Source organism: Parapedobacter koreensis (assembly GCF_900109365.1).
In the GTDB taxonomy this organism is placed as follows: Bacteria; Bacteroidota; Bacteroidia; order Sphingobacteriales; family Sphingobacteriaceae; genus Parapedobacter; species Parapedobacter koreensis.
In genome coordinates this window covers 76,626-96,231 of the sequence record NZ_FNZR01000005.1, presented here as the reverse complement: position 1 = coordinate 96,231, position 19,606 = coordinate 76,626, and the positions used below count along the sequence as shown (strand labels likewise).

Here is a 19,606-nt window from a genome sequence, read left to right as displayed (position 1 = left end):
AATTATTGGTTTAGGAGCGCATTGAGGCCTTCGTATTTTTTAACTCGGCCTGCTTTTACGTCTTCTTGCGCTTTACGCACACCAGCTATGACATACTCTGGAAAAGTGACGGACTCTTCGAGTTCATATTTGACCCCTAAAGCATCCAAAACAGCTTTAACGGCCTTTTCGGATTTTTTGTTTTCGATATGGACTGTCAATGTAGTCATCACTAAAAAGTACTTGCTAACAAAGTTACATATATCGATCCATAAAATCAAATGGTGTATATTCCGGGCAGTTGCTGTTCGTCACAAAACGCAGCGGCTGAAGGAGAATTCCGAATCACAAGGAATGGTGGGGTGTGATTCGGATTGCCCAGGCGAGACGCAATCTCCTTTGAGGGATAAGTGCCGAGCGAATCTGGCAAACTGTTGATCCGCTCCGGAGACGCGTTATCAAGCTTGCTGACCTGCTATGAGGTAGCAGCCTGGCCTTACGAAATAGATTCGTGTCGCAAAGAATTTTACGAGAAATGGCATATATTTTACGTGAATGGCGGGGATGGGTGTGTGAAAAAAAGACCCGCGTTTGACGGGTCCTTCGAATATCTTATGAAGAGAATAAAAGACTATAGTTTCTCTACCTCCTCAATGGAGAGACCGGTGCCTTTGGCTATATCCGCAACGGATACCCCAAGGTTTTTAAACTCCAATGCTATTTTGCGCTTCTCAGCCTCAGCTTTTGCTCGTTCTTTCTGTGCTCCCATTTTGTAAAATGGATCCCTTTCTTTCTTGAAAAATGTCGCTGCTTTTGACATAGCTATCTGAAATTGTGATTCAAATTTACGTAATTGAACCAATATTCGCAACTGATTGATTCTTTTTTGCTTTTCGCTGACCGGCGCTTTCTCCCGGTCTATGGCCCGTACGATGCTCTCCGTGACCTCATACGAGTCGGCGTTGCCCAGGTTGCCAAGTATGGCCAGCATCTTAATTTCCGTCCGCTCCGCGTTGATGAACAGGTCATAGGGCAAATCGGAAAAGGACATCAGCGTATACCGGAAATTGAAATTGGGCAAGTCCAGCCTGTCCGGCATATTCATCCGCTCCGGCCCGATGTACAGGACGTATTGCCGGATAGGCAATTTGTATAGCTGATGCAGCAGTATCCAGTAATCGGCCATCTGTATGGCCATATTGGATTCGTTCTTCCGCTGGATTTCAAGATGCAGGATAAAAGTATCGCCGTTCCTGTTGGTCACTTTGCGCAATGTATCGGTTTCCTTCTGGCGTGTCATCTGCAACTTATCCTTCAGCTCCGCGTACTCGACAATATCCAGGCACAATACCTTTTCGACAAAGACGGTAAGGAAAATAGGCGATATTTCACGGAATAGCTTATCGTAGAGCGCGGTTTCGGCGATCTTGTTCTTTTCATTAGGCATGCGGCAAATATAAGGAATAGAAAACAAACAAGCTAAATAATTTAGCCTTTGCCGAGGCGGTTTTTACCCGCATTATATGCAACTATTTTGCCGCTTGCAATATGAAGCACTGCAATTCCATTTCGCCAAAGGCAGTGATAGCTTAGAAGATTACTGGAGGTTGTTGGGCATTGATCCTAAAAACATGCGCTCATTGGCATACGAAGGATTTGCAAACACGTAGGTGGGCAAAAGTGGGAGAGCCATCCCAATAAGTGGGTTTGTCCCACCAATGTGGGGAAGTAGCACAAAAACGGTTCAAGAAAGCGGGGCTGGTGTTCGCTATTCCCGAACATTTATTTTTAATCCTTTTGTATAAACTTTTTCCGTTATCTCGTCTGGGTTCATCCCCTTACGCCAGGCAGCGTGGCTTTTGAAATTGAACGCATGTATGGGGCATAGGACGCTTAGGGGAGTTATCGCTGGCTTGAAAACAGGCCTTTTTCAGTAAAAATTGTATAGACGGCTCCCTTTTGAACCACCAACAAGATATCATTGGGGGCTATCATCATCAGGCTTCCCATAGCCTATACTGTATTTGTTGTAAACCTGTAATTGTTGTGGTTTGCTCAGAACGGGCATAACGAAAAGCAAGTCGAAAATGCTTATTTGTACCGGCGTATCAAGCGTTGTTAGCAAGGTAAGTGTTGATGGTGTTTTCATAAGTCAAGGTATTTAAGTTGTTTGTCGTAATCAGGAAATTTTAGGCAATAAAATTGGTATGGCAAAGAATTTTACGTAAAATCGTATATATTTTACGTGAATGACACGAATTGACGCGTGAGCGGTCGTTAGATAGTACTTTCGGAAATCCGCTATCTTCGCAGGATGGGCATTGCAAATGAAATATGGGAAGGCTTTATTAAGCAATATCCCCAAGTAAAGAGCGGTAGGTTATCCTTGGACGAGATCAATCGTCTGATGGCAAAATATATGCTTCAGCGAAACAACGAGCCGCTGAAAGATTTCGATGGGCTGAGTCCCGTGCAGATGCAGGCGCTGATATCCGCTCCGCTCGGGCCGGAAAGCATCGTGCAACTAAAAGCGGCATCCAATGAAGAAACCGTGGCCTCGGTGCCGATGCTTGGATTATCGGATATGCTGCTGGGCGAAATCAGAAAGGCGGGAAATCTCAAATTGACTGCCAAAGGCAATCTACCTGTTTCGGTGTGCACTTCCCTCGTGCAACGGGGCCTAATCAGATGGAAGTATATGGACCACGTCAAAAAATATACGGAAGACAACGTGCCGTATATATGGCCGCTGAAGGATCACCTGCTGGTCGAGGGACTGGTAAAGAAACGCGACAACAAACTATCGCTTACAAAAAATGGTGAGCAATATCTCACAAAGCCCGATAGCGAACGCCTACTGCATATCCTGACATTTTTTACGTTGCGCTTTGACTGGCGCAACCTGTATCGCTTGGAGGATGGTGGCACTTGCGGAAACCTGGGCTGGGCGTATTCGCTCTACTTGCTGCTGAAAAATGGGCACAAACGGCTCAATACCGAATTCTATTTTGAAAAATGGATGGCGGCATTTGAGAAGGAACGATGGGAAGACGTGGCGGACCCGATATACCCGGCACAGATAGACTGGCTGCGGTACACATACAACACACGTTTTTTTGAATGTTTTGCGGTGTGGTTCGGCTTGGTAAAGCTCCATGAGATCAGGGTGTCGGGACAAATTTTCAACGAGCTGGAAGTAGAGAAGTCCGAGTTGATGGACAAACTGTTTAACATTTCTGAAAAACAAAAAGAGGGTTGGGGCAAAAGTACTTAGGTCTCGTCTTCTATTACAACCGATGAAATAGGAAAACAAGCCGTTTTCGTTTTTCCTTGTGATTGAAGTCCGATGAGTTTGAATGAATTTATTGTTTCATTGTACCGATATTATAGATGCGATTTTAATAAAAATTAAGTATAGTGTTCAGGCTGTGCGCCAGAAAAAAGCAGAAGCCTATGATGATGATATTTACCGAAGCCCTGAAAACCCAATTATGAAGTGATAAATCGTAATGGAATTTTTTAGTAACTAAAACAACCAATCCCATTAACAAAAACCAAACGGCAAAGAACAGGGAAATCTTTCCTCTGACCAAAGAGGTTACCAGATCGTGAACAAGTCCGCAAATCATAAAAGTCAGGAGTAAAGAAACGGCTGCCGGTAAAACCATTTTTAACGGACGGAATATTTTTGTTCCGAGGTAATAGCTGAACACCGGATTCCAAAAATTCCAGAAAGCCGAAAAATTTTTCGCTCCCAGTGATCGGTATAAATTATTACGAAGCGAACTGGGATGCCCAAACGGAACACCGTTTCTTTTTTTTACATACTCGGATAAGGTCATTATTTAAAAATAAGCTTCAGCATTAAATGAAAGCTCGCTATTTTGCGCTTCTCGGCCAATTTCTCGGCTTTCGCTCGTTCTTTTTCTATCCCTTTTGCCTCACCACTTTCAACATGGCTTTCTCCAATTGTGGGTGTAAACCGAGCTAGAAATTGGCAGAATCGACTGCCAATTTATGCGAGCTCTCGCCTACCTTTGAAAATCTGTAATTCAGGCGAAACTTACGTAATTGTGCGATGATTTGCAACTGATTGATTCTTTTTTGCTTTTCGCTGACCAGAGCTTCCTCCCGGTCTATGGCCTGTACGATGCTTTCCGTGACCTCATACGAGTCGGCGTTGCCCTTTGGAAAGAGCAAAGCCCTCCCCATAGCGTAAAATTTGTTTCATTTCAAAACCGACCCGGCTGCCAACAGAAAACTCACATCTGATTTGCATATGATTCGGGAAGCCGTTTTGGGGAAGTTACACCGTCGAGGACAAGCAACGAACTATCCCTCTCGGACCGGCGTTCAACAACGTGGTCTTAAGGATACGCTATTGGCGGCAGGAGTCCGGTGGATACAAATATGCATCGGCGAATAGCCAACTAATCGCTGACAAGCAGCGCTTAATCTGCAAAATGTGCTGTTTTTTTATATCTTTACGATCGAACTAAGATAGAAAGATACACATGGCGTCAGGTAGTTACATAAAAAAGAAATCATATACGCATTTATTAGCGCTGATATTGGCCCTGGCCTTGAATGCATGTGCATCCACGTCATATGTGGGGGATCGCTATGCGCCGTCAGAACATGTAGATGTATACTATTCGGTAAACGACGTGAAGCGTGAATACAAGGTGATAGGACACCTTTCCGAAAAATCAACGGGAGTGAATGCTGATGAAAGGGCTAAACAACAGATCATCGGAAAAGGCAAAGAAGTGGGGGCAGATGGGGTGATCATTTTGGGATTTGAATACGTAGGTACGGATGACATCACGCGCTACCAAAAGGCGGAAGCCATTAAATATATAGATAAATAATAGATAATAACATACCTAAAAAGATAAACTCGTGAAAAGAACATTAATCAAAAAACTTTGGCTATCTACACCGCTATTGGCAATAAGTCTCTGGTCAGCAAGTTATGAAAGCAAAAAAGACTTCAAAATCGAAATATCGGAAGATGGTAAAGTCACAACGTTAATTTGCCAGCATGGTTGCGCTTGGAAGGAGCTTTCATTCACCAAGCCCACCCACGGTGATGCAGCCATGGTTAACCAATTTGGAATGGCAAGCTTTGATGAAGGTAACACCGCAGCAGCGGATGGCTCTCTTGCAGAATTCAGTTTCACAATAACCAAAAAGGCCGGCAAGTATGTTTTAAAGGGCGTTAACGGAACTGCTTGGAAAAGCTTATCCTTTAGCCTGAAACCATACGCCGCACCACGGGTATTGGACGCAAGTGGGGTAACTGTGCGATGACGAGGAATAGATGAGTTGTTTGATGAATATGTAACGAGGTGTCGCAATTCATGATACCTAATCTAAGATTACGTGGATACTAAATATTCGTAAATGAAATACATAATATATATAGCAATGCTTATGGTGGCAGCCGGTTCGTGCAAGAAAACTAGCACGGCGGATCCCGAAATCGTCAGTCAATTTGTAAAGGAGGTGAAGGCAAACAGGTATGAGGGTTCTCAGGAGTTGCCTGCATTCGGATTCGAACATATCGATGCGCTATTAAGCCACGCTTCCGACGAACAGTTGGTCAGCCGGTTTCCCTGGTCACCGATATTGTCTTATTATCCCGGCCAGAAAGAAGTTGGGCTGGTCATGCTTTACGCCATAGAGGTGATCCGTAGCCCTGGAAACTACCCCGCCAGGGGTGTACTGGTCGTCGATGCAAACGATCGAGAGCGAAAGGTTTCGCTCGGCGAGGTGCTTCCGCGCTACCAAACTTGGTGGGCCGAACATAAAGGAAAAAGCGTAGCACAACTCCGGCAGCTCAATCCGCTGGAGGGGACGGGCTTGGTATGGTTCGGGACGGAAGTGCCAGAATAATTATTATTTAAAAACACAATGGCATGGCAGCTATACTGAGATTGACTAAATTGAAAGCGGAGGAACCCATACGGGTGAACTTTGATAATGTGGCGTATTATTACGGAAAGGGTGCGCACACAGTGATTGTGTTCCCAGCGCCAAAATATTATGAGCATACGCTGACGGTAAAAGAGTCGCTGGAACAGGTGGATAGGTTGCTGGGGATTTGAAGGGTTGATAGTAGGTGTGTAATATACAAAAATAGACCAAGCTCGCTGGCCAGCTTTCGAAAAAACGAAAGCATTCCTTCCCATAGCTTTCTAAGATGCGCGGCATCTAAGGAATTGGTGTATATATAATAGGTGCCGTATGGAAATCACTTTCCATTTTCATCATACGGATATAAACCTTATCATCATGGCTGAATTGAATACCGGACGGAGGCTGCAACCCAGGGTTGACCTCACCGCAATGGTTGATCTGGCTTTTTTGCTGATCACCTTCTTTATGCTCACCACTAACATCAACAAGCAACAGGCGCTGGACGTGGCTATGCCCGACATCACCGATACAAGTGATTTCTCGCCGTTAGCGGATAACAGGACCGTCACGCTGTTGTTGGGTGAGGGCAAACGCGTGGATTGGTATTGGGGTTTGCTGGACAAGCCGCTTGCCGGACCACATTCAACCGTGATGGGTAAAGATGGGATCCGTACAATATTGCTGGAGAAAAAAAACGAAATCGCGCAGATAACCGGAGAGCAGGGCAAAGGGATGATAGTGGTGATACGGCCCAGTGATAGGTCGGCTTATGCCAGTTTGGTGGACGCTTTGGATGAGATGAAGATTTGCGGCATAAGGCAATACATGATTGGAAAGATAAGTCCGGCAGAAGAGGCTGTTATTGGGATGAAGACCGGAAACTGAAATTGGGTGATTTGCATAACTGACGCAGCAGTATTTTTCAAGGATTGACGAAAGTCTCCCGGACACGAGATGAAAGCATGAAGTAGGGAATCCAGACGGCGGCGAATACAAATGCTTTGATAACGCTGGAGACATCGCCGATGGGAGAGGCCTTTAAGCCAGGGATAACCTGTGGCAGTAGGAAATCAAAGAGCACGAAGACAAAATTGAGCAGATAGAACCCGATGGCCAGCGGCGGTAGCATTGCCTTGCGCTTGAGCATGAAGATGGCGCAGATAACGCTGAGGCCCATGATGATAAGATTGCCGGTCAACTCAAAGGCGATCAATAATTTGAAGGGAATATTGGATGGGGCGCCTTGATGGCCATTCCAAATGGCGGCATCGAAATAGCCCGAAGTGATAAGGGATATCGAGATAACCACGGGTGAGACCAAGAACGTAAGGAGTGGAAGGATGAGCCAACCACCGACACGCTCATATTGGTAATGCATTTCGGGATCTGCCTTCGGCAGGAAGGGCCTTCGATAAGCCAGGAAACCAAGATAAACCAACAGGCCAAGTAAGACCAACGACCAAAGGAAGGCATACCATGCGAAGCCCCGGCTAATTGCTCCAGCGGCAGTGTTGATGGTGACCGTACTGGAAAGTTGTTGGTCTGCAATGGTCTTGACGTCTGCCGCAAATTCCGAAAGCTTCGATACAGGGATGGCCGATGTATGGTATTTGAATTGGTACTCCATGATCAGGGTGTCTGCCTTGGCAAAAGTGGACGTTCCGAAGACGTAGCCGTCTCGGTCAAGGAAGAAATTGGATCGCCGCATATTCCAGCCGTACGGAGAGACTATCGTGATGCGGTATGCTACGTCGCTGGGATAGTTGACGGCAATGGGCTGGGTTTTGGTGGCCGGAACAGTAGGAAGCCGATCGTATATCATCTGGGCAAAGAGATCTACCGTGTGATAGCCCGTCTCATTTTTGGCCAGGAAGGCGGGTATACGGTAGTACTCCAACAGGGTGATGCGGTTGAGCTCCCGATCGTCATCGATATGCAGCGAATCGGTGGATGTTATTTCCGGATATAACTTCGAATAGTAATCGAGGTAGTTTTTTTCGGTATCCCAAATGCTGCTATAGGCGAGTTGCGATCGTAACTGGTCGGCTTCGTGGCCATTGTAAATGGTCTCCACGACCAAGGTTGCCGTGGATTCTTCATCGGGCGAAAGGATGTACTGCTCTTCGCATTGAATGCTGCCGGACTGGTTGGATGCAACAGGCGTAAGCTCACTGCGTGGAGATTCCAGCACCAGGGCAGAGCCGTATATGGGCATAGACCGGGTGTCCAGATCGCCGCCCTGATGGCTGATTGTTGGGTCTGCCCAATAGGGCTTGTCGTCGATTTCGAATCGGACTATGGCATGATCGAACACCGATGGAGATGGGAGCCGCTCCTTGATCTTGTCGATGAGGGTGGTGCTCACCAAGGCGAGCTGGGCGTTGATTCCCGCATGGCGGAGCATGCTTACCAAGAGAAGTGATTTGTCTTTACAATCGCCGTGACGCTGGGAAAAAACCTTGTCTGGCTGATGTGCTTTGTGGGAGTATTCGCCTATTTCCACACCGGTATACCGGATTTCGTCTTGTACAAACCGGATGGCGGCATTGGCAAATTTCTTGGGGTCTTGGTCTGACTGCCGGAGCAGCTCGTCGGTCTTTGCTGCCAATGTGCCACCGATAGCGGCCGGTAGTGGATTGACACGCTGCGCCCACTCACCTACCGCTTCCCAATCGGCATATTCGGACAGCTGGACATACTGGTAGGTGTTGATCCAAGAGGGTGTATAGGACTCGTACTGCATAGCCTCGACCATGTCCCGTTTCCATTGGTAACGTAACAGCTGGCCCATGGGCTGGATGGTGGGGGCAGGTGCGTCGTTGAAAGTCTTGACCTTCAGCGCCCGTGATGCGGATACCAATATGGAAGTATGTAGCTGCGAAATGGGAACGGAACCTTGCAGATAGACGTCTTCGAAAAAGCGACCTTCAAAGACAGGGTTTTGCCCCGTGATGCTGTAGCTGTACTCGATTTGGTCACCGACACGGATATCGTCTAATACCAGATAAGCAGAATAATCGCCATTGTAGATGAATGAGGCGGCGTCCTGTTCGATTGCAACCACCTTGAATTTATTGATATGCAATGCGTTTGTCCGCTTGCCATCGCGAATTATCCACAATTCATGGAACCGGAGCTGCTGGTAGGCGGGTGAAAAGGTGACGGAAATATCGGCTCCGTACTGCACGCCGGATTCGTTGACGATTTCACGGATGATGTGTGTATAAGCTACCTGCTGTTCGGCATGCAACTGATAGTCCAGTAGCTTGAAATAATAGCCGTCGCTGATTTTCTTGGTTTCGGGCCGAAGACCATTGGGTACAATGGATGCTACCCACTGTGGTGTAGGTGACTGCGATAGGGTAGGCTGGCCGAATACCGGTGTATCGGACAGCAAGTCGATACCGACAAGAAAAGCAATCAGTGCGTAAACGTGCATTTTAGCAAATGTGGGCATATGGAACGGTTAGGCAATATTTTAACAGATTTAGGGGTTGAATATACACATTTTTATTACGATTTGCGAATGATGATTTAATAGCGATATTTGTATGAAGTCAACATACCTAATCACGGATCAAAGCTTATTTGACTATGCAGACTATCATCACTACGTTTCTAATCGTGAGTACAGTTTCTACCTTATATTGGTGGACCAACCAGCAAGGGAATAACGCAACGGCCGTATCGCCGGGAGTGACCTTGCTGAAAAACAATGTCTTTTTTGCCATCTTGGGATATGTATGTGCTGCAATGTTTGTCGGCTTAATCGCACTCGCGAGCTTCGTAGGATTGGGAGATGAGGATGACTTTTGGTATGCAATTGCCTCGTTTGCAATAGTTCTACCGTTGACGGGGTATGGCTGTTTTTATTGCCTGGCGTATTATCGCAGGCATCGTGTCGAACTGACAGCGGGTGGAATGACCGTCTATGACGCTTGGGGGTGCTCAAAAACTGCCGCATGGGCCGATATTAAATCCGCTGATTTCAATAGTTTTATGAATGAGATCCGCGTATATACCAAAGATGGAGAGCGCTTGCGGATCAGCTCGCTGCTATATGGTCTTGATGTATTCCGTGCTGAACTGGCTAAACATCACCCGTACCTTGTGCAGCGGACGCTCAGGCCTTAAAAAAATCAGCTACCGGCATCAATGTTCCTTGCCGCTGTATATCCACATCGGCTCGGTTTTTCCCGCGCGTACAAATCCCATCTTTTCGTAAAATCCGACGGCCTCCAAATCGGCGGTGAGCATTTGCATGTGAATGCCTTTATACTTCGCTTTCATGCTGTCCATAATCAATTGTCCTATTCCTTTGCCTTGGTAGTCCGGATGTACCAGTAAATGGGGATAGTAGACAACGAGGTAACCGTCTGATAGCGCATTGCCGATGCCAACCAACCGGTCGCCGTCCCATGCGGAATACAGTGCATGGGAATGTAGGAGTCCATTGTAAAGCTCCGCCGGCTTATCTGCCGAACTCCAGCCGTTCAATTTATATAGGTTTATGATGTCGGATTGGGTAATATCCCTCGTGTCAGAAATGGTAATTGGCATATTTGCAGTTTAAAAAATCAACGTCCAAATATATTGAAATTGCCGAGACACATAAAGGAAAGACCCGCACCTATACAGGCCCATAAGTGGGCGAAAGCGGGAAAATCATTTGGCAATTGTTTTTTTATATTTTTGCGGCCAATAAATTCGCACAAATGAAGAAAATTGGTTTGCTATTGGTATTGATTTTACCTTTCTCGCGCTTATACGCGCAATCCATCGATGATAGGCTATGTTGGAGATATTTTGAAATCACGGAAAAGCTCAGGGCGGACGAACCGCTTGATAAAGCGGAATGGAATGATTTCTTAACTAATGACGCCATTCAGGTCTATTTGAAAGATCAAGGTGTAGACAGCGCCTACATTGAAAGCTATAGGCAAGCCATGGAAATTGTGTATATGCCCAAAAATGAAAATGTATTGAACGAACGGCTGAAAGACCAAAATAGATACTGGTGGACATATATCATCAACGAGTATAAACTACATGAGGATGAAATGAAACATTATTTGCTTGGCTTGCAAAACGATCAGGAAAGCTATTTCGACACGTGCTATCGATATTCCTATACGATGCTGCCCGAAGCCTACCATAAAAAGGCGCCCGAGTACAAGGTGACGATGATACCGATCCACAACGATGCACACGTGAGAAGCGGGTGGATGATTTTTACATTAATGGCTGCTTATTTTAGCGATTTCAATAAACTGGGCGTGCTTGGCGGGCATGAATTTCACCACGTGCTGAGGCCGAGGCTGGTCTTTGAAGTGGATAAGGAAGACCAGGTAATCATTAGCCTGCTTCAACGGATATTGAATGAAGGAAGCGCCGATTTGATTGACAAGCGGTATGAAGGAGAAAATGCCACAAAACTACTGGAGTTTCAAAGGGGCTACCCGGAAAGTTTTATAGCGGAAGGTGCTGGAATACTTAAAAATATTGATTCGCTATTGTCTTCGGCTGACCTCGATAAATCTAAATTGACCATAAACAAACTGATTGATACCTGGAATACCAGCGGGCATATACCGGGATACTATATGGCTGACATCATTGAAAAGCAGGGGTATAAAGCTGAATTGATCAACCATATCGAAGATCCCTTTTATTTTGTTTATTTATACAATAAGGCCGCAGAAAAAGAGGATGACGCGTATGTGTTGTCTGCGGAAACCATGAATCTGGTGAGGTTGCTGGAAGACAAATACCGGAAACAGGCTAAAATTGTTGCACTTCAATAGCCGATTACGCTGGACACTTGTGAAGCTGCCATCCGGCAGCTCCACAAGGAATTGTACCTTAAAATCAATCACAGTCGGAAACCATCGCGCCCATACCGTCTTGCAAGCGGATGAGCGATACACCAAAGTATTGCGATTTCCGCGGTTAGCTAATGACTCCAGATAAAAGTAGTTAATATTTTGAAAAGTCATTGAATTTTGGTATAATTCGGCTTGTATACGGATTGAAGAAAGACATCTGGGTGCCGAAACTTCTAATGATGTGATGAAAAAAGTCTTGATATATACACTTCCGGTCGTCGCCCTACTGATATTTCTGATAGGTAAGGGCAGGTTGATAACAATCAATGTTGGTTCAACTTGGGTGGCTCTTTCTTATGGGCTTTTGAGCGGAACACTAATTGTTATTTGGTTGCTAATCGTGCTAATGAAGTTAATTATCAAAAGATAGTCCATTCACTTAACCGTTGTCCCGGAATACATGCCGTTTTGTCCTTTGCGGCTTGGCGCTACGGAATGAAGTCCATATGGAAATCACCATTTTTTTTCATCATATGGATATAACTTTTTCATCATGGCTGAATTGAATACCGGACGAAAGCCGCAATCCAGAATTGACCTTATGGCAGGCCTTATGAAGCTTCGACGTATCACTAGAAAAAATATATTGTACTTCTTATTAGCCACCTTTTTGACGGGTAGCGCCAAACTTATTGCGCAGCCCACAGAGGCAAATCAGCATGCAGAAGAAATATTCCGGCAGTATGCCGATAGTACATGTTGAAAACGTTGAACCCTTGGTTTTATGGAAAAGACTACCTAATCATCAGTAAAAAGGGCGATACCGTTAGTTGCTTTTCTTACTTGATAGATCACAAAAAGATATTAGAGGGAGGAGAGTTGCCAAAAGACCTAAGGGATGTGTATTGGGATAGTACTTATTCCGCTTTTACAAAAGAGGTTGGATTCAACCCGTACTTGGCAGTGCGACCCATCGCACCGGATAGCGCCTTCCGGATTTGGGGGCAGATCAGCAAACTTGAGCCTTGGCAGATCAACGATGATCAAGCCGACGGCGATGGCTGCCCTGTAGATAGCAACGGTAAGCCAACGAAAGAAGACTTGAAGGACTAATCAGAAGCTTTGTCCTCGCTATTTATAAGACTACCCCCCTTGCTTTTTGCCCATGGGAAACGTATCATTGTACCATGTTCGGGAAGCTATCATTTTACTTAGGGGTGCTCTTGTTGCTATGGGCAGGCCAAGTGGCCGGACAGGGGCTCCGCATCAAGGGCAATAGCTACCCGATACATGAACGAACCGCTATAGACCTTTTTAACTATCAGCCGTCCTTGCAGCACCGTACGCTCTCCAAGCGGCTGCAGATTCGTTTTGAACTGCGCTTGGATCAAACCCACAGTTATGGCAGCATCCTGCGTATCAAACTGGAAAACCCGGCCAAGATACTGAACCTTTTCTGCCGCAAACTGGACGGCGGCTGGCTGGAATTTAAGCTGACCGAAGAAGGGCGCGATCAGCTATCGGTGATCCAATTGGATCCGAAATCGTTTGGTATGGACCAGTGGATAACGACCGTGCTCCAATTTGAAATCAGCAGTGGGCAAATCAGCTGGCACCTGCTCGACAAGAAACAGACGATACCTTTTGCGTTTTCCACGATTACCTATGAAAACATCTACTTCGGGAAAAATGACATCAGTATCGACGTCGCGGACTGTTCTATACGGGCACTTGAGATCGCGCTTGACGAGAACCAATACGTCTTTCCCCTCCGGGAGAGCTCGGGCAATACCATCCACGATGTGACGGGAAAGCCGGTAGCGAGTGTGGAACGCCCGGTATGGCTTATCAACGAATCGTACTACTGGAAAAAGACCCACACCATCCGCCTACAGGCTACCGGTGGGTATCAATTTGACCAAGAGCGTGGTAGAATGGTCTTTTTTGACCGCAACCAGCTCCAATTCCTGGATTTATCAACCCACGCCCTCACCCAATATACGCTGGACAACCCCTTGCCGCTGGACATCCGGCTCGGCAATAGCTTCATTGACGGGGAGTGGCTGTACGTATACGAAGTAAATGACCTTCCCATCGGGTCGCCCACCGTGGTGGGGATAAACCTGGAGACGAGGGAAACCCGTATAGTCAGCACAGCTTACATAGCGATGCAACTGCACCACCATACTGGCCAGCAGACCGCAGGGATTCCCTACCTCCTATTCGGCGGATTTGGCAATGACCGCTATAGCAACACCTTCCTCTCGCTCGATTTGAAGGATGGCTCGTGGGATACGGTGGGTACCAATGGAGACCGCATCATGGCGCGGTATTTTACCTCTTCGTTCTATGATCCGGACGCGGACCAGTTGTTTGTATTCGGCGGTATGGGCAACGAAGCCGGGGACAATACGCTTGGCAGGACGTATCGCTATGATCTGTATCGGCTGGATCTAAAGACCTTCCGGCTGCATAAGCTATGGGAGGATGAATGGCCGGGCAAAGCATTGGTGCCTGCGCGAAACCTTGTCTATGATGGATCGGAAGCTTTTTTTGCGTTGCTGTACCCTGAATACTTGTCTAACTCGACATTGCAGCTTTACCGGTTTTCGATTGCTGATGGCGCGCACCAACAGCTCGGCGATAGCATTCCCATCAAGTCTGAAAAGATTAAAACGAATGCCAATTTATTTTTCTATAAGCCGCTGAATACGTTCTATGGTATCACGCAGGAGTTTGCGGCAAATGAAGTTTCATCCGAAATACAGCTCTATGAGCTCAAAGCACCGGCGCTGACACATGCCGAGCTCACGCAATATGATGATTACCAGCCAAAGGGCCCTTGGCCATGGTATGGCTGGGCTATTGCGATCGTTGCCTGTACTGCCGTGGCAATCATCATCCTAAGGAGACGAAGCTTGCGGCAAGCTGCAGCTATGGCCCCTGCACCGCTGCATCCGGAGGTTGCCACCTATCCGCTTCCTGTGCGGAATGCCATCTACCTATTCGGCAAATTTGAGGTGATCGACAAAAAGGGTACGCACATCGCCCACCTCTTCAGCGGCCGCCTGAAACAGGTGCTCTTGCTGTTCCTATCGCGCTATCCCGGAAAGGGGATCGAATCGGGCGAACTCAGTGCGCTGCTCTGGCCGGATAAGGAGGTAGCTGCCACCAAAAATATCCGTGGCGTCACGCTCAACCAATTCCGGAAACTGCTGGCATACTTGGACGGCATCGCCCTCGTCTATGCTGATAACCACTACCAGCTCCAGATCACCGGCTGTTTTATCGACTACCTCGCGTTTAGCGAGGCTTATGACCGCGGCGAGGCCTATACTCCGCTGACAGCTACTATCCTTGAGCGGGGTAAATTCTTGAAAAATACGGAACACGAGCTGCTGGATGACCTGAAGGAAGACACTGAGTACAAAGTGGTGGAAATCCTGCACAGGCAGGTCGCCGAGGTGTTTGACAACAGCCAGTACGAGCGCTGCATACATCTGGCGCGCCTTTGCCTGGAGACCTCGCCGATAGATCTGGATGCGCTGGCTTATGAAATCAAAAGCATGCTCCGGCTCAAACAGAAAGTGGAAGCAATCCGGCGGTTCGAACATTTTAAGCAGTTTTACGAAAACTTGATGCGCGAACCGCTGCCCTTCACGATAGACCAATTGAAGGATTAGTCAAAAAAAATCGGCATTAACCCCTGTATTAACCCCTAAATTAACCCAGCTCACCTAATATTGAGCCGTTTTGATACCGGCATGTATTTGCCGAAGAAACCCAATTAAATGACCGTATTAATTAACTAAAGTTTATGACACAACTCCGACGAACCTTCTTGTGGTGGCTGATCGCCTGCACGGTTCACCTGTCCATTTCGGGGTGCCAGAATGAAAAACCGAACATGGTCACATTAGACCTTGATTGCATGATGGCCCACCTCGAAGACATGCAACAGATCATTGACACCGCACAAATCGGCGATGTGGACGGCACCTTCCCCGCTGCGAGCGCGGTGGAATTCCAAGCGGCCATCGACACGCTGAAAACGGGCATCTCCAAAGCCAAGGCTGGCTATTTCGTGCTTCCCTTTCAGATCAACGCTTTTTGCGTGAACGCCGACAAAGCCATCGCCTCTTTTATGAACGCTTACCAGACCACGCTTGAGCCGGGCACACCCGCCGAACTGCAAGTTTTCGGCATCGACAATAAAGGCTACATTGATTTCGGGGAATCGCCCGAATATGGCGGCTCGAAACGCTTTACCGTGGAGGCTTGGCTGAAGTACGATCCGGGATTCTTTGAATTTGCCATCGGTGACTTCATCGCCACGTTTAGCCATGACGGCAATGGTATCAAGCAGGGATGGATGGTCAACTTTTCGGGGGCCAACCTGCGCACTACCCTCGGGATGGGCCCCCAGCAGGATCGCGTGCTGGAATGGGGTGCTGCCTATCCGACCAATTATGGCCAATGGAATCACATCGTGGCCGTGTATGACGAGTCGTTTGATGTGGACCAGCTAAAAATGTACATCAACGGTGAATTGCTTTTCGCTAAAACCAACGACATCATTGATGGCGCCGGGGCACTGCAAAAATACCAGCCCAACACGCGCAACCTAAAGATGTGGGCTTTTGTGGAACCGGAAGACAACAATCGTAACATGACCGGTTACATACGCAAATTCAGGCTGTGGAGTACCGCCAAAAGCCAATCCGATATCAAATCATTGATGGCGGGCGATGTATCGGGCAACGAGGCTAACCTGATATGCGCCTGGGATTTTACGGAGGTGCCGCAGGATCCGGCTCGGATTACGGATAAAACAGGCCGTTTTACAGCCGAACTGGTAGGACAGTACAAATGGCATAAACTGGAGCAATAACCCTTAGCTAACAATTTTATGAATAACATATTGATTTTCTGCGTCGTGGGATTGCTGATGATGCTATCGGATCCGACACTGGCGCAACAAAACCAGCCCCTAAGTGGCACCGTGCTGGACGAAACGGGCCAGCCTATCGTCGGTGCAACCGTTCGCGCTGGCGACCAGCAGACTTCCTCTACCGATGATAGTGGGCAGTTTAGCATCGATATCGCCCTGGGCGGGCAGCTGACCATCACGTTTGTAGGCTATGACCCGTATACCCTTACCGTGGCGTCGTACAGCCCTGTAACCATCCAACTGACACCTACGAGCAACTTGCTGGAGGACGTGGTGGTATATGGCTATGGTACGGTCAAAAAGAAAGATCTGACCGGAGCCATCGGAAAAATCGACAACGCTGACTTGATGAAATCTCAGGCTACCAATGTGAGTGAAGCGCTCAATGGCCGGGTAAGCGGTGTGCTGGTGACTAAATCGAACAATCGCCCCGGAGCGGATATGAGCATACAGATCCGGGGGGTAAACTCGTTCAATTTTTCCAATGAGCCGCTGTATGTGATTGACGGTATCCCTTCATACACGGGTATGCGCCACCTCAATGCTGCGGATATCGAATCGATAGATATCCTCAAGGACGCTTCTTCGTCGGCTATCTATGGCTCCCGTGGTGCCAATGGTGTCGTAATCATCACCACCAAGGCTGCCAATCGCAAGGCCGGATTCCAACTCGAATACAACGGCACGCTATCCGTGAAAACACCGAACCGCATACCGGACATGATCGGCAATTTGGGCAATGGATTGGAATACATCGATTACAAAATCGCGCTATGGACCAAAAAGTATGGCGAAAGCTCGCTCGGTAGGAGTGACTTCCTCACCGAGGATGAAAAACGTCGCGTGCGCTATGGCGAGTACTACGATTGGTTGCGCGAGCTCTCCGGGCCATCATTGAGCAACATGCACCACGTCACGGCCAATGGCAGCAGCGAGAAGAGCAGCTACGCATTCGGCCTGGGCTATAATGATGACGATGGGATGGTGGGCCAAGAAAATTTCAAACGCTATACCTTCAGCCTCGGGCTGGAACACCGAGCGTCCGATCGGTTTAAGATCGGGATGAACAGCTACCTCTCGCTGAATAACACCAATCATGGCGCGGACGACGCGCTGATAAACGCGTATTTCATCCCGCCAGTGGCCAGCCCGTATGACCGCAACGGAGATTATGCGTTTGAGGTACAACCGACCTCCAGCAAGATCAATCCGTTTGTGCAGATCGAAAACAATAAAAAGATGACCGAGGCGCAGTACATCAATATGGCCGGTTTTCTTGAATATAAACCAATAGATGGCCTGACGTTGAAATCGCAGCTGGCTATGCAACTGGACAATGATCTGTACGGCGAATGGATCGGCAGCTATACCCAGTCCAAGCAGGGGGTAAATGCACCGGACGCCTTTCGTCGCGAAAGCAAAAACATGAACTATGTGTGGGACAACATGGCCACTTATGATCGGCGGTTTGCTGATCACCACCTCAATATCGTAGGCCTTTTCAGCATGCAGCACGAGACCCATAAGGGATCGCAGATGCGGGGAGTGGGACTGCCTTTCGACTCGGACTGGCACGCGATTGAATCGGCCGAGGAGATTACGGACGTGAGTAGCTACTACTGGGAGTCTTCGATGCTGTCTTACATGATGCGCGCCAACTATGACTACCAAGGTAAATACCTGCTCACCGTCACCGGAAGGGCCGATGGCTCCTCGCGGCTGGCCGAAGGGAACCGATGGGGATTCATGCCTTCGGCTGCGCTGGGATGGCGGCTTTCCGAAGAGGAATTCTTAAAAGATGGTCCCTTTGATGATCTTAAACTGCGGCTGAGCTGGGGCAAGAGCGGCAATAACAACATCGGATACGACGTGGCATTCAGCCGCTTGGATCTCACCAAATATCCGCTGGGCCAGTCGGGCACCAATGGCTATGGACTGGGCAGCTCCAAAGGCAACCGTGATCTGCGCTGGGAAATGACCTCCGAATGGAATGCTGGCTTGGATATCGCGCTGCTGGGCAACCGCCTATCGGGCACGTTTGAGGTGTATGATCGCACCACCAAAGACCTGATTTTCCGGCAGGCGGTGGCCGGATTGAATGGGTATACGTCCATCCTGCGCAATATCGGCAGTACGGGCAATCGGGGTGTGGAAGTCGGCATCAACAGCACGAACATCGCGAACGACAGGTTTCAGTGGAAGACGAACGCGATCTTCAGCCTGAATCGCAACCGCATCAAGGAGCTTTATGGCACGGGCGAGGATGACCTGGCCAACCGCTGGTTTATTGGCAAGCCCATCAGCGTCATTTATGACTATGAGTTTCTGGGTATCTGGCAGGAAGACGAGGGGGATGAGGCCAAGAGATTTGGTCAATCACCGGGACACATCAAGGTGAAAGACCAGAATGGCGATGGGGCGCTCGATGAGCGGGATTATAAGGTGCTTGGCACCCCTTCGCCCGATTGGACCTTCGGGCTGACCAACACCTTTAACTATCGAAACTGGGATCTTTCGGTCTATGTGTACGGCCGTATCGGCGGGTTGTATAACGATGATTTCACCTATACGTTTACGGCGTGGGACAATGAGCACTGGAATAAGCTCGACGTCACCTACTGGACACCTGAAAACCGCAGCAACGCCTATCCCGAGATTGGTGCGCAGTCTTACTATACGCAGGTACTGAGCAAGGTGTCGGGCACTTTCGTGAAGGTGCAGAATATTTCGCTGGGCTATACCTTGCCCGCCGACGTGCTGTCCCGTATCCATGGCAAGAACGCACGGATATTTGCTTCGGTGCTCAACCCCTTCACCTTTACGGCGTACAATGGGCCGGATCCGGAGATCATCGGTGAGCCGATATATACCCAGCTATCGCTCTATCCCATGAGTTTTAATCTCGGTGTTAACTTCACATTCTGATCCA

At 48.0% G+C, this 19,606-nt stretch carries 19 protein-coding genes; 12 read left to right on the top strand and 7 right to left on the bottom strand.

Annotated features, from left to right (window positions below; all coding sequences use genetic code 11):
* Positions 1-2: 2 nt before the first annotated feature.
* From BMW65_RS13530 to BMW65_RS24195, 3 genes are all read right to left on the bottom strand, one after another.
* Positions 3-209: a DUF2683 family protein gene (locus BMW65_RS13530; RefSeq protein ID WP_090606148.1), complete on the bottom strand. Its 207-nt coding sequence runs from the start codon at positions 207-209 to the stop codon at positions 3-5.
* Between the two features lie 401 nt (positions 210-610).
* Positions 611-1,426: an RpnC/YadD family protein gene (locus tag BMW65_RS24565; RefSeq protein ID WP_090606147.1), complete on the bottom strand. Its 816-nt coding sequence runs from the start codon at positions 1,424-1,426 to the stop codon at positions 611-613.
* A 531-nt stretch (positions 1,427-1,957) separates the two neighbouring features.
* Positions 1,958-2,128 carry a hypothetical protein gene (locus BMW65_RS24195; protein WP_177181123.1) on the bottom strand — a complete coding sequence of 57 codons (171 nt, stop codon included), beginning with the start codon at positions 2,126-2,128 and terminating at the stop codon, positions 1,958-1,960.
* Between the two features lie 165 nt (positions 2,129-2,293).
* Here BMW65_RS24195 and BMW65_RS13520 point away from each other — a divergent pair, with 165 nt between their 5' ends.
* On the top strand, positions 2,294-3,253 hold the full coding sequence (locus tag BMW65_RS13520; protein ID WP_090606145.1) for a hypothetical protein: 960 nt from the start codon (positions 2,294-2,296) through the stop codon (positions 3,251-3,253).
* Positions 3,254-3,377: 124 nt separating this feature from the next.
* Here the strand turns inward: BMW65_RS13520 and BMW65_RS13515 are convergent, their stop codons facing one another.
* On the bottom strand, positions 3,378-3,821 hold the full coding sequence (locus tag BMW65_RS13515; RefSeq protein WP_090606144.1) for an acyltransferase: 444 nt from the start codon (positions 3,819-3,821) through the stop codon (positions 3,378-3,380).
* Between the two features lie 145 nt (positions 3,822-3,966).
* Entirely contained in the window at positions 3,967-4,191 is a 225-nt protein-coding gene (locus BMW65_RS13510; RefSeq protein ID WP_090606142.1) for a hypothetical protein, read from the bottom strand.
* 302 nt (positions 4,192-4,493) lie between these two features.
* On the opposite strand from BMW65_RS13510, the gene BMW65_RS13505 reads away from it, so the two are divergent.
* From BMW65_RS13505 to BMW65_RS13485, 5 genes are all read left to right on the top strand, one after another.
* Entirely contained in the window at positions 4,494-4,850 is a 357-nt protein-coding gene (locus tag BMW65_RS13505; protein WP_090606141.1) for a hypothetical protein, read from the top strand.
* Positions 4,851-4,881: 31 nt separating this feature from the next.
* Entirely contained in the window at positions 4,882-5,292 is a 411-nt protein-coding gene (locus BMW65_RS13500) for a hypothetical protein (protein ID WP_143053882.1), read from the top strand.
* A 93-nt stretch (positions 5,293-5,385) separates the two neighbouring features.
* Positions 5,386-5,877 carry a DUF4943 family protein gene (locus BMW65_RS13495; protein ID WP_090606138.1) on the top strand — a complete coding sequence of 164 codons (492 nt, stop codon included), beginning with the start codon at positions 5,386-5,388 and terminating at the stop codon, positions 5,875-5,877.
* Between the two features lie 23 nt (positions 5,878-5,900).
* Positions 5,901-6,089: a hypothetical protein gene (locus BMW65_RS13490; protein ID WP_090606136.1), complete on the top strand. Its 189-nt coding sequence runs from the start codon at positions 5,901-5,903 to the stop codon at positions 6,087-6,089.
* Between the two features lie 139 nt (positions 6,090-6,228).
* On the top strand, positions 6,229-6,786 hold the full coding sequence (locus tag BMW65_RS13485) for an ExbD/TolR family protein (protein WP_245747636.1): 558 nt from the start codon (positions 6,229-6,231) through the stop codon (positions 6,784-6,786).
* A gap of 37 nt (positions 6,787-6,823) precedes the next feature.
* Here BMW65_RS13485 and BMW65_RS13480 read toward each other — a convergent pair whose 3' ends face one another.
* Positions 6,824-9,358 carry a DUF3857 domain-containing protein gene (locus tag BMW65_RS13480; protein ID WP_090606135.1) on the bottom strand — a complete coding sequence of 845 codons (2,535 nt, stop codon included), beginning with the start codon at positions 9,356-9,358 and terminating at the stop codon, positions 6,824-6,826.
* Positions 9,359-9,495: 137 nt separating this feature from the next.
* Between BMW65_RS13480 and BMW65_RS13475 the strand changes: the two genes are divergently transcribed.
* Positions 9,496-10,035, top strand: coding sequence for a hypothetical protein (locus tag BMW65_RS13475; protein ID WP_090606133.1), 540 nt, complete (start codon positions 9,496-9,498; stop codon positions 10,033-10,035).
* A gap of 18 nt (positions 10,036-10,053) precedes the next feature.
* Here BMW65_RS13475 and BMW65_RS13470 read toward each other — a convergent pair whose 3' ends face one another.
* The gene (locus BMW65_RS13470; protein ID WP_090606132.1) at positions 10,054-10,461 is read right to left on the bottom strand and encodes a GNAT family N-acetyltransferase; all 408 of its coding nucleotides are present in this window, start codon (positions 10,459-10,461) and stop codon (positions 10,054-10,056) included.
* A 155-nt stretch (positions 10,462-10,616) separates the two neighbouring features.
* On the opposite strand from BMW65_RS13470, the gene BMW65_RS13465 reads away from it, so the two are divergent.
* The 5 genes from BMW65_RS13465 (at position 10,617) to BMW65_RS13440 (ending at position 19,602) form a co-directional block, all read left to right on the top strand.
* Entirely contained in the window at positions 10,617-11,705 is a 1,089-nt protein-coding gene (locus BMW65_RS13465) for a DUF5700 domain-containing putative Zn-dependent protease (protein WP_143053881.1), read from the top strand.
* A 777-nt stretch (positions 11,706-12,482) separates the two neighbouring features.
* On the top strand, positions 12,483-12,839 hold the full coding sequence (locus BMW65_RS13455) for a hypothetical protein (RefSeq protein WP_090606127.1): 357 nt from the start codon (positions 12,483-12,485) through the stop codon (positions 12,837-12,839).
* A gap of 74 nt (positions 12,840-12,913) precedes the next feature.
* Entirely contained in the window at positions 12,914-15,409 is a 2,496-nt protein-coding gene (locus tag BMW65_RS13450; protein WP_090606126.1) for a hypothetical protein, read from the top strand.
* A gap of 134 nt (positions 15,410-15,543) precedes the next feature.
* Positions 15,544-16,617 carry a LamG domain-containing protein gene (locus tag BMW65_RS13445; RefSeq protein WP_218145412.1) on the top strand — a complete coding sequence of 358 codons (1,074 nt, stop codon included), beginning with the start codon at positions 15,544-15,546 and terminating at the stop codon, positions 16,615-16,617.
* 18 nt (positions 16,618-16,635) lie between these two features.
* The gene (locus BMW65_RS13440; protein ID WP_090606124.1) at positions 16,636-19,602 is read left to right on the top strand and encodes a SusC/RagA family TonB-linked outer membrane protein; all 2,967 of its coding nucleotides are present in this window, start codon (positions 16,636-16,638) and stop codon (positions 19,600-19,602) included.
* The last annotated feature ends 4 nt before the right edge of the window (positions 19,603-19,606 follow it).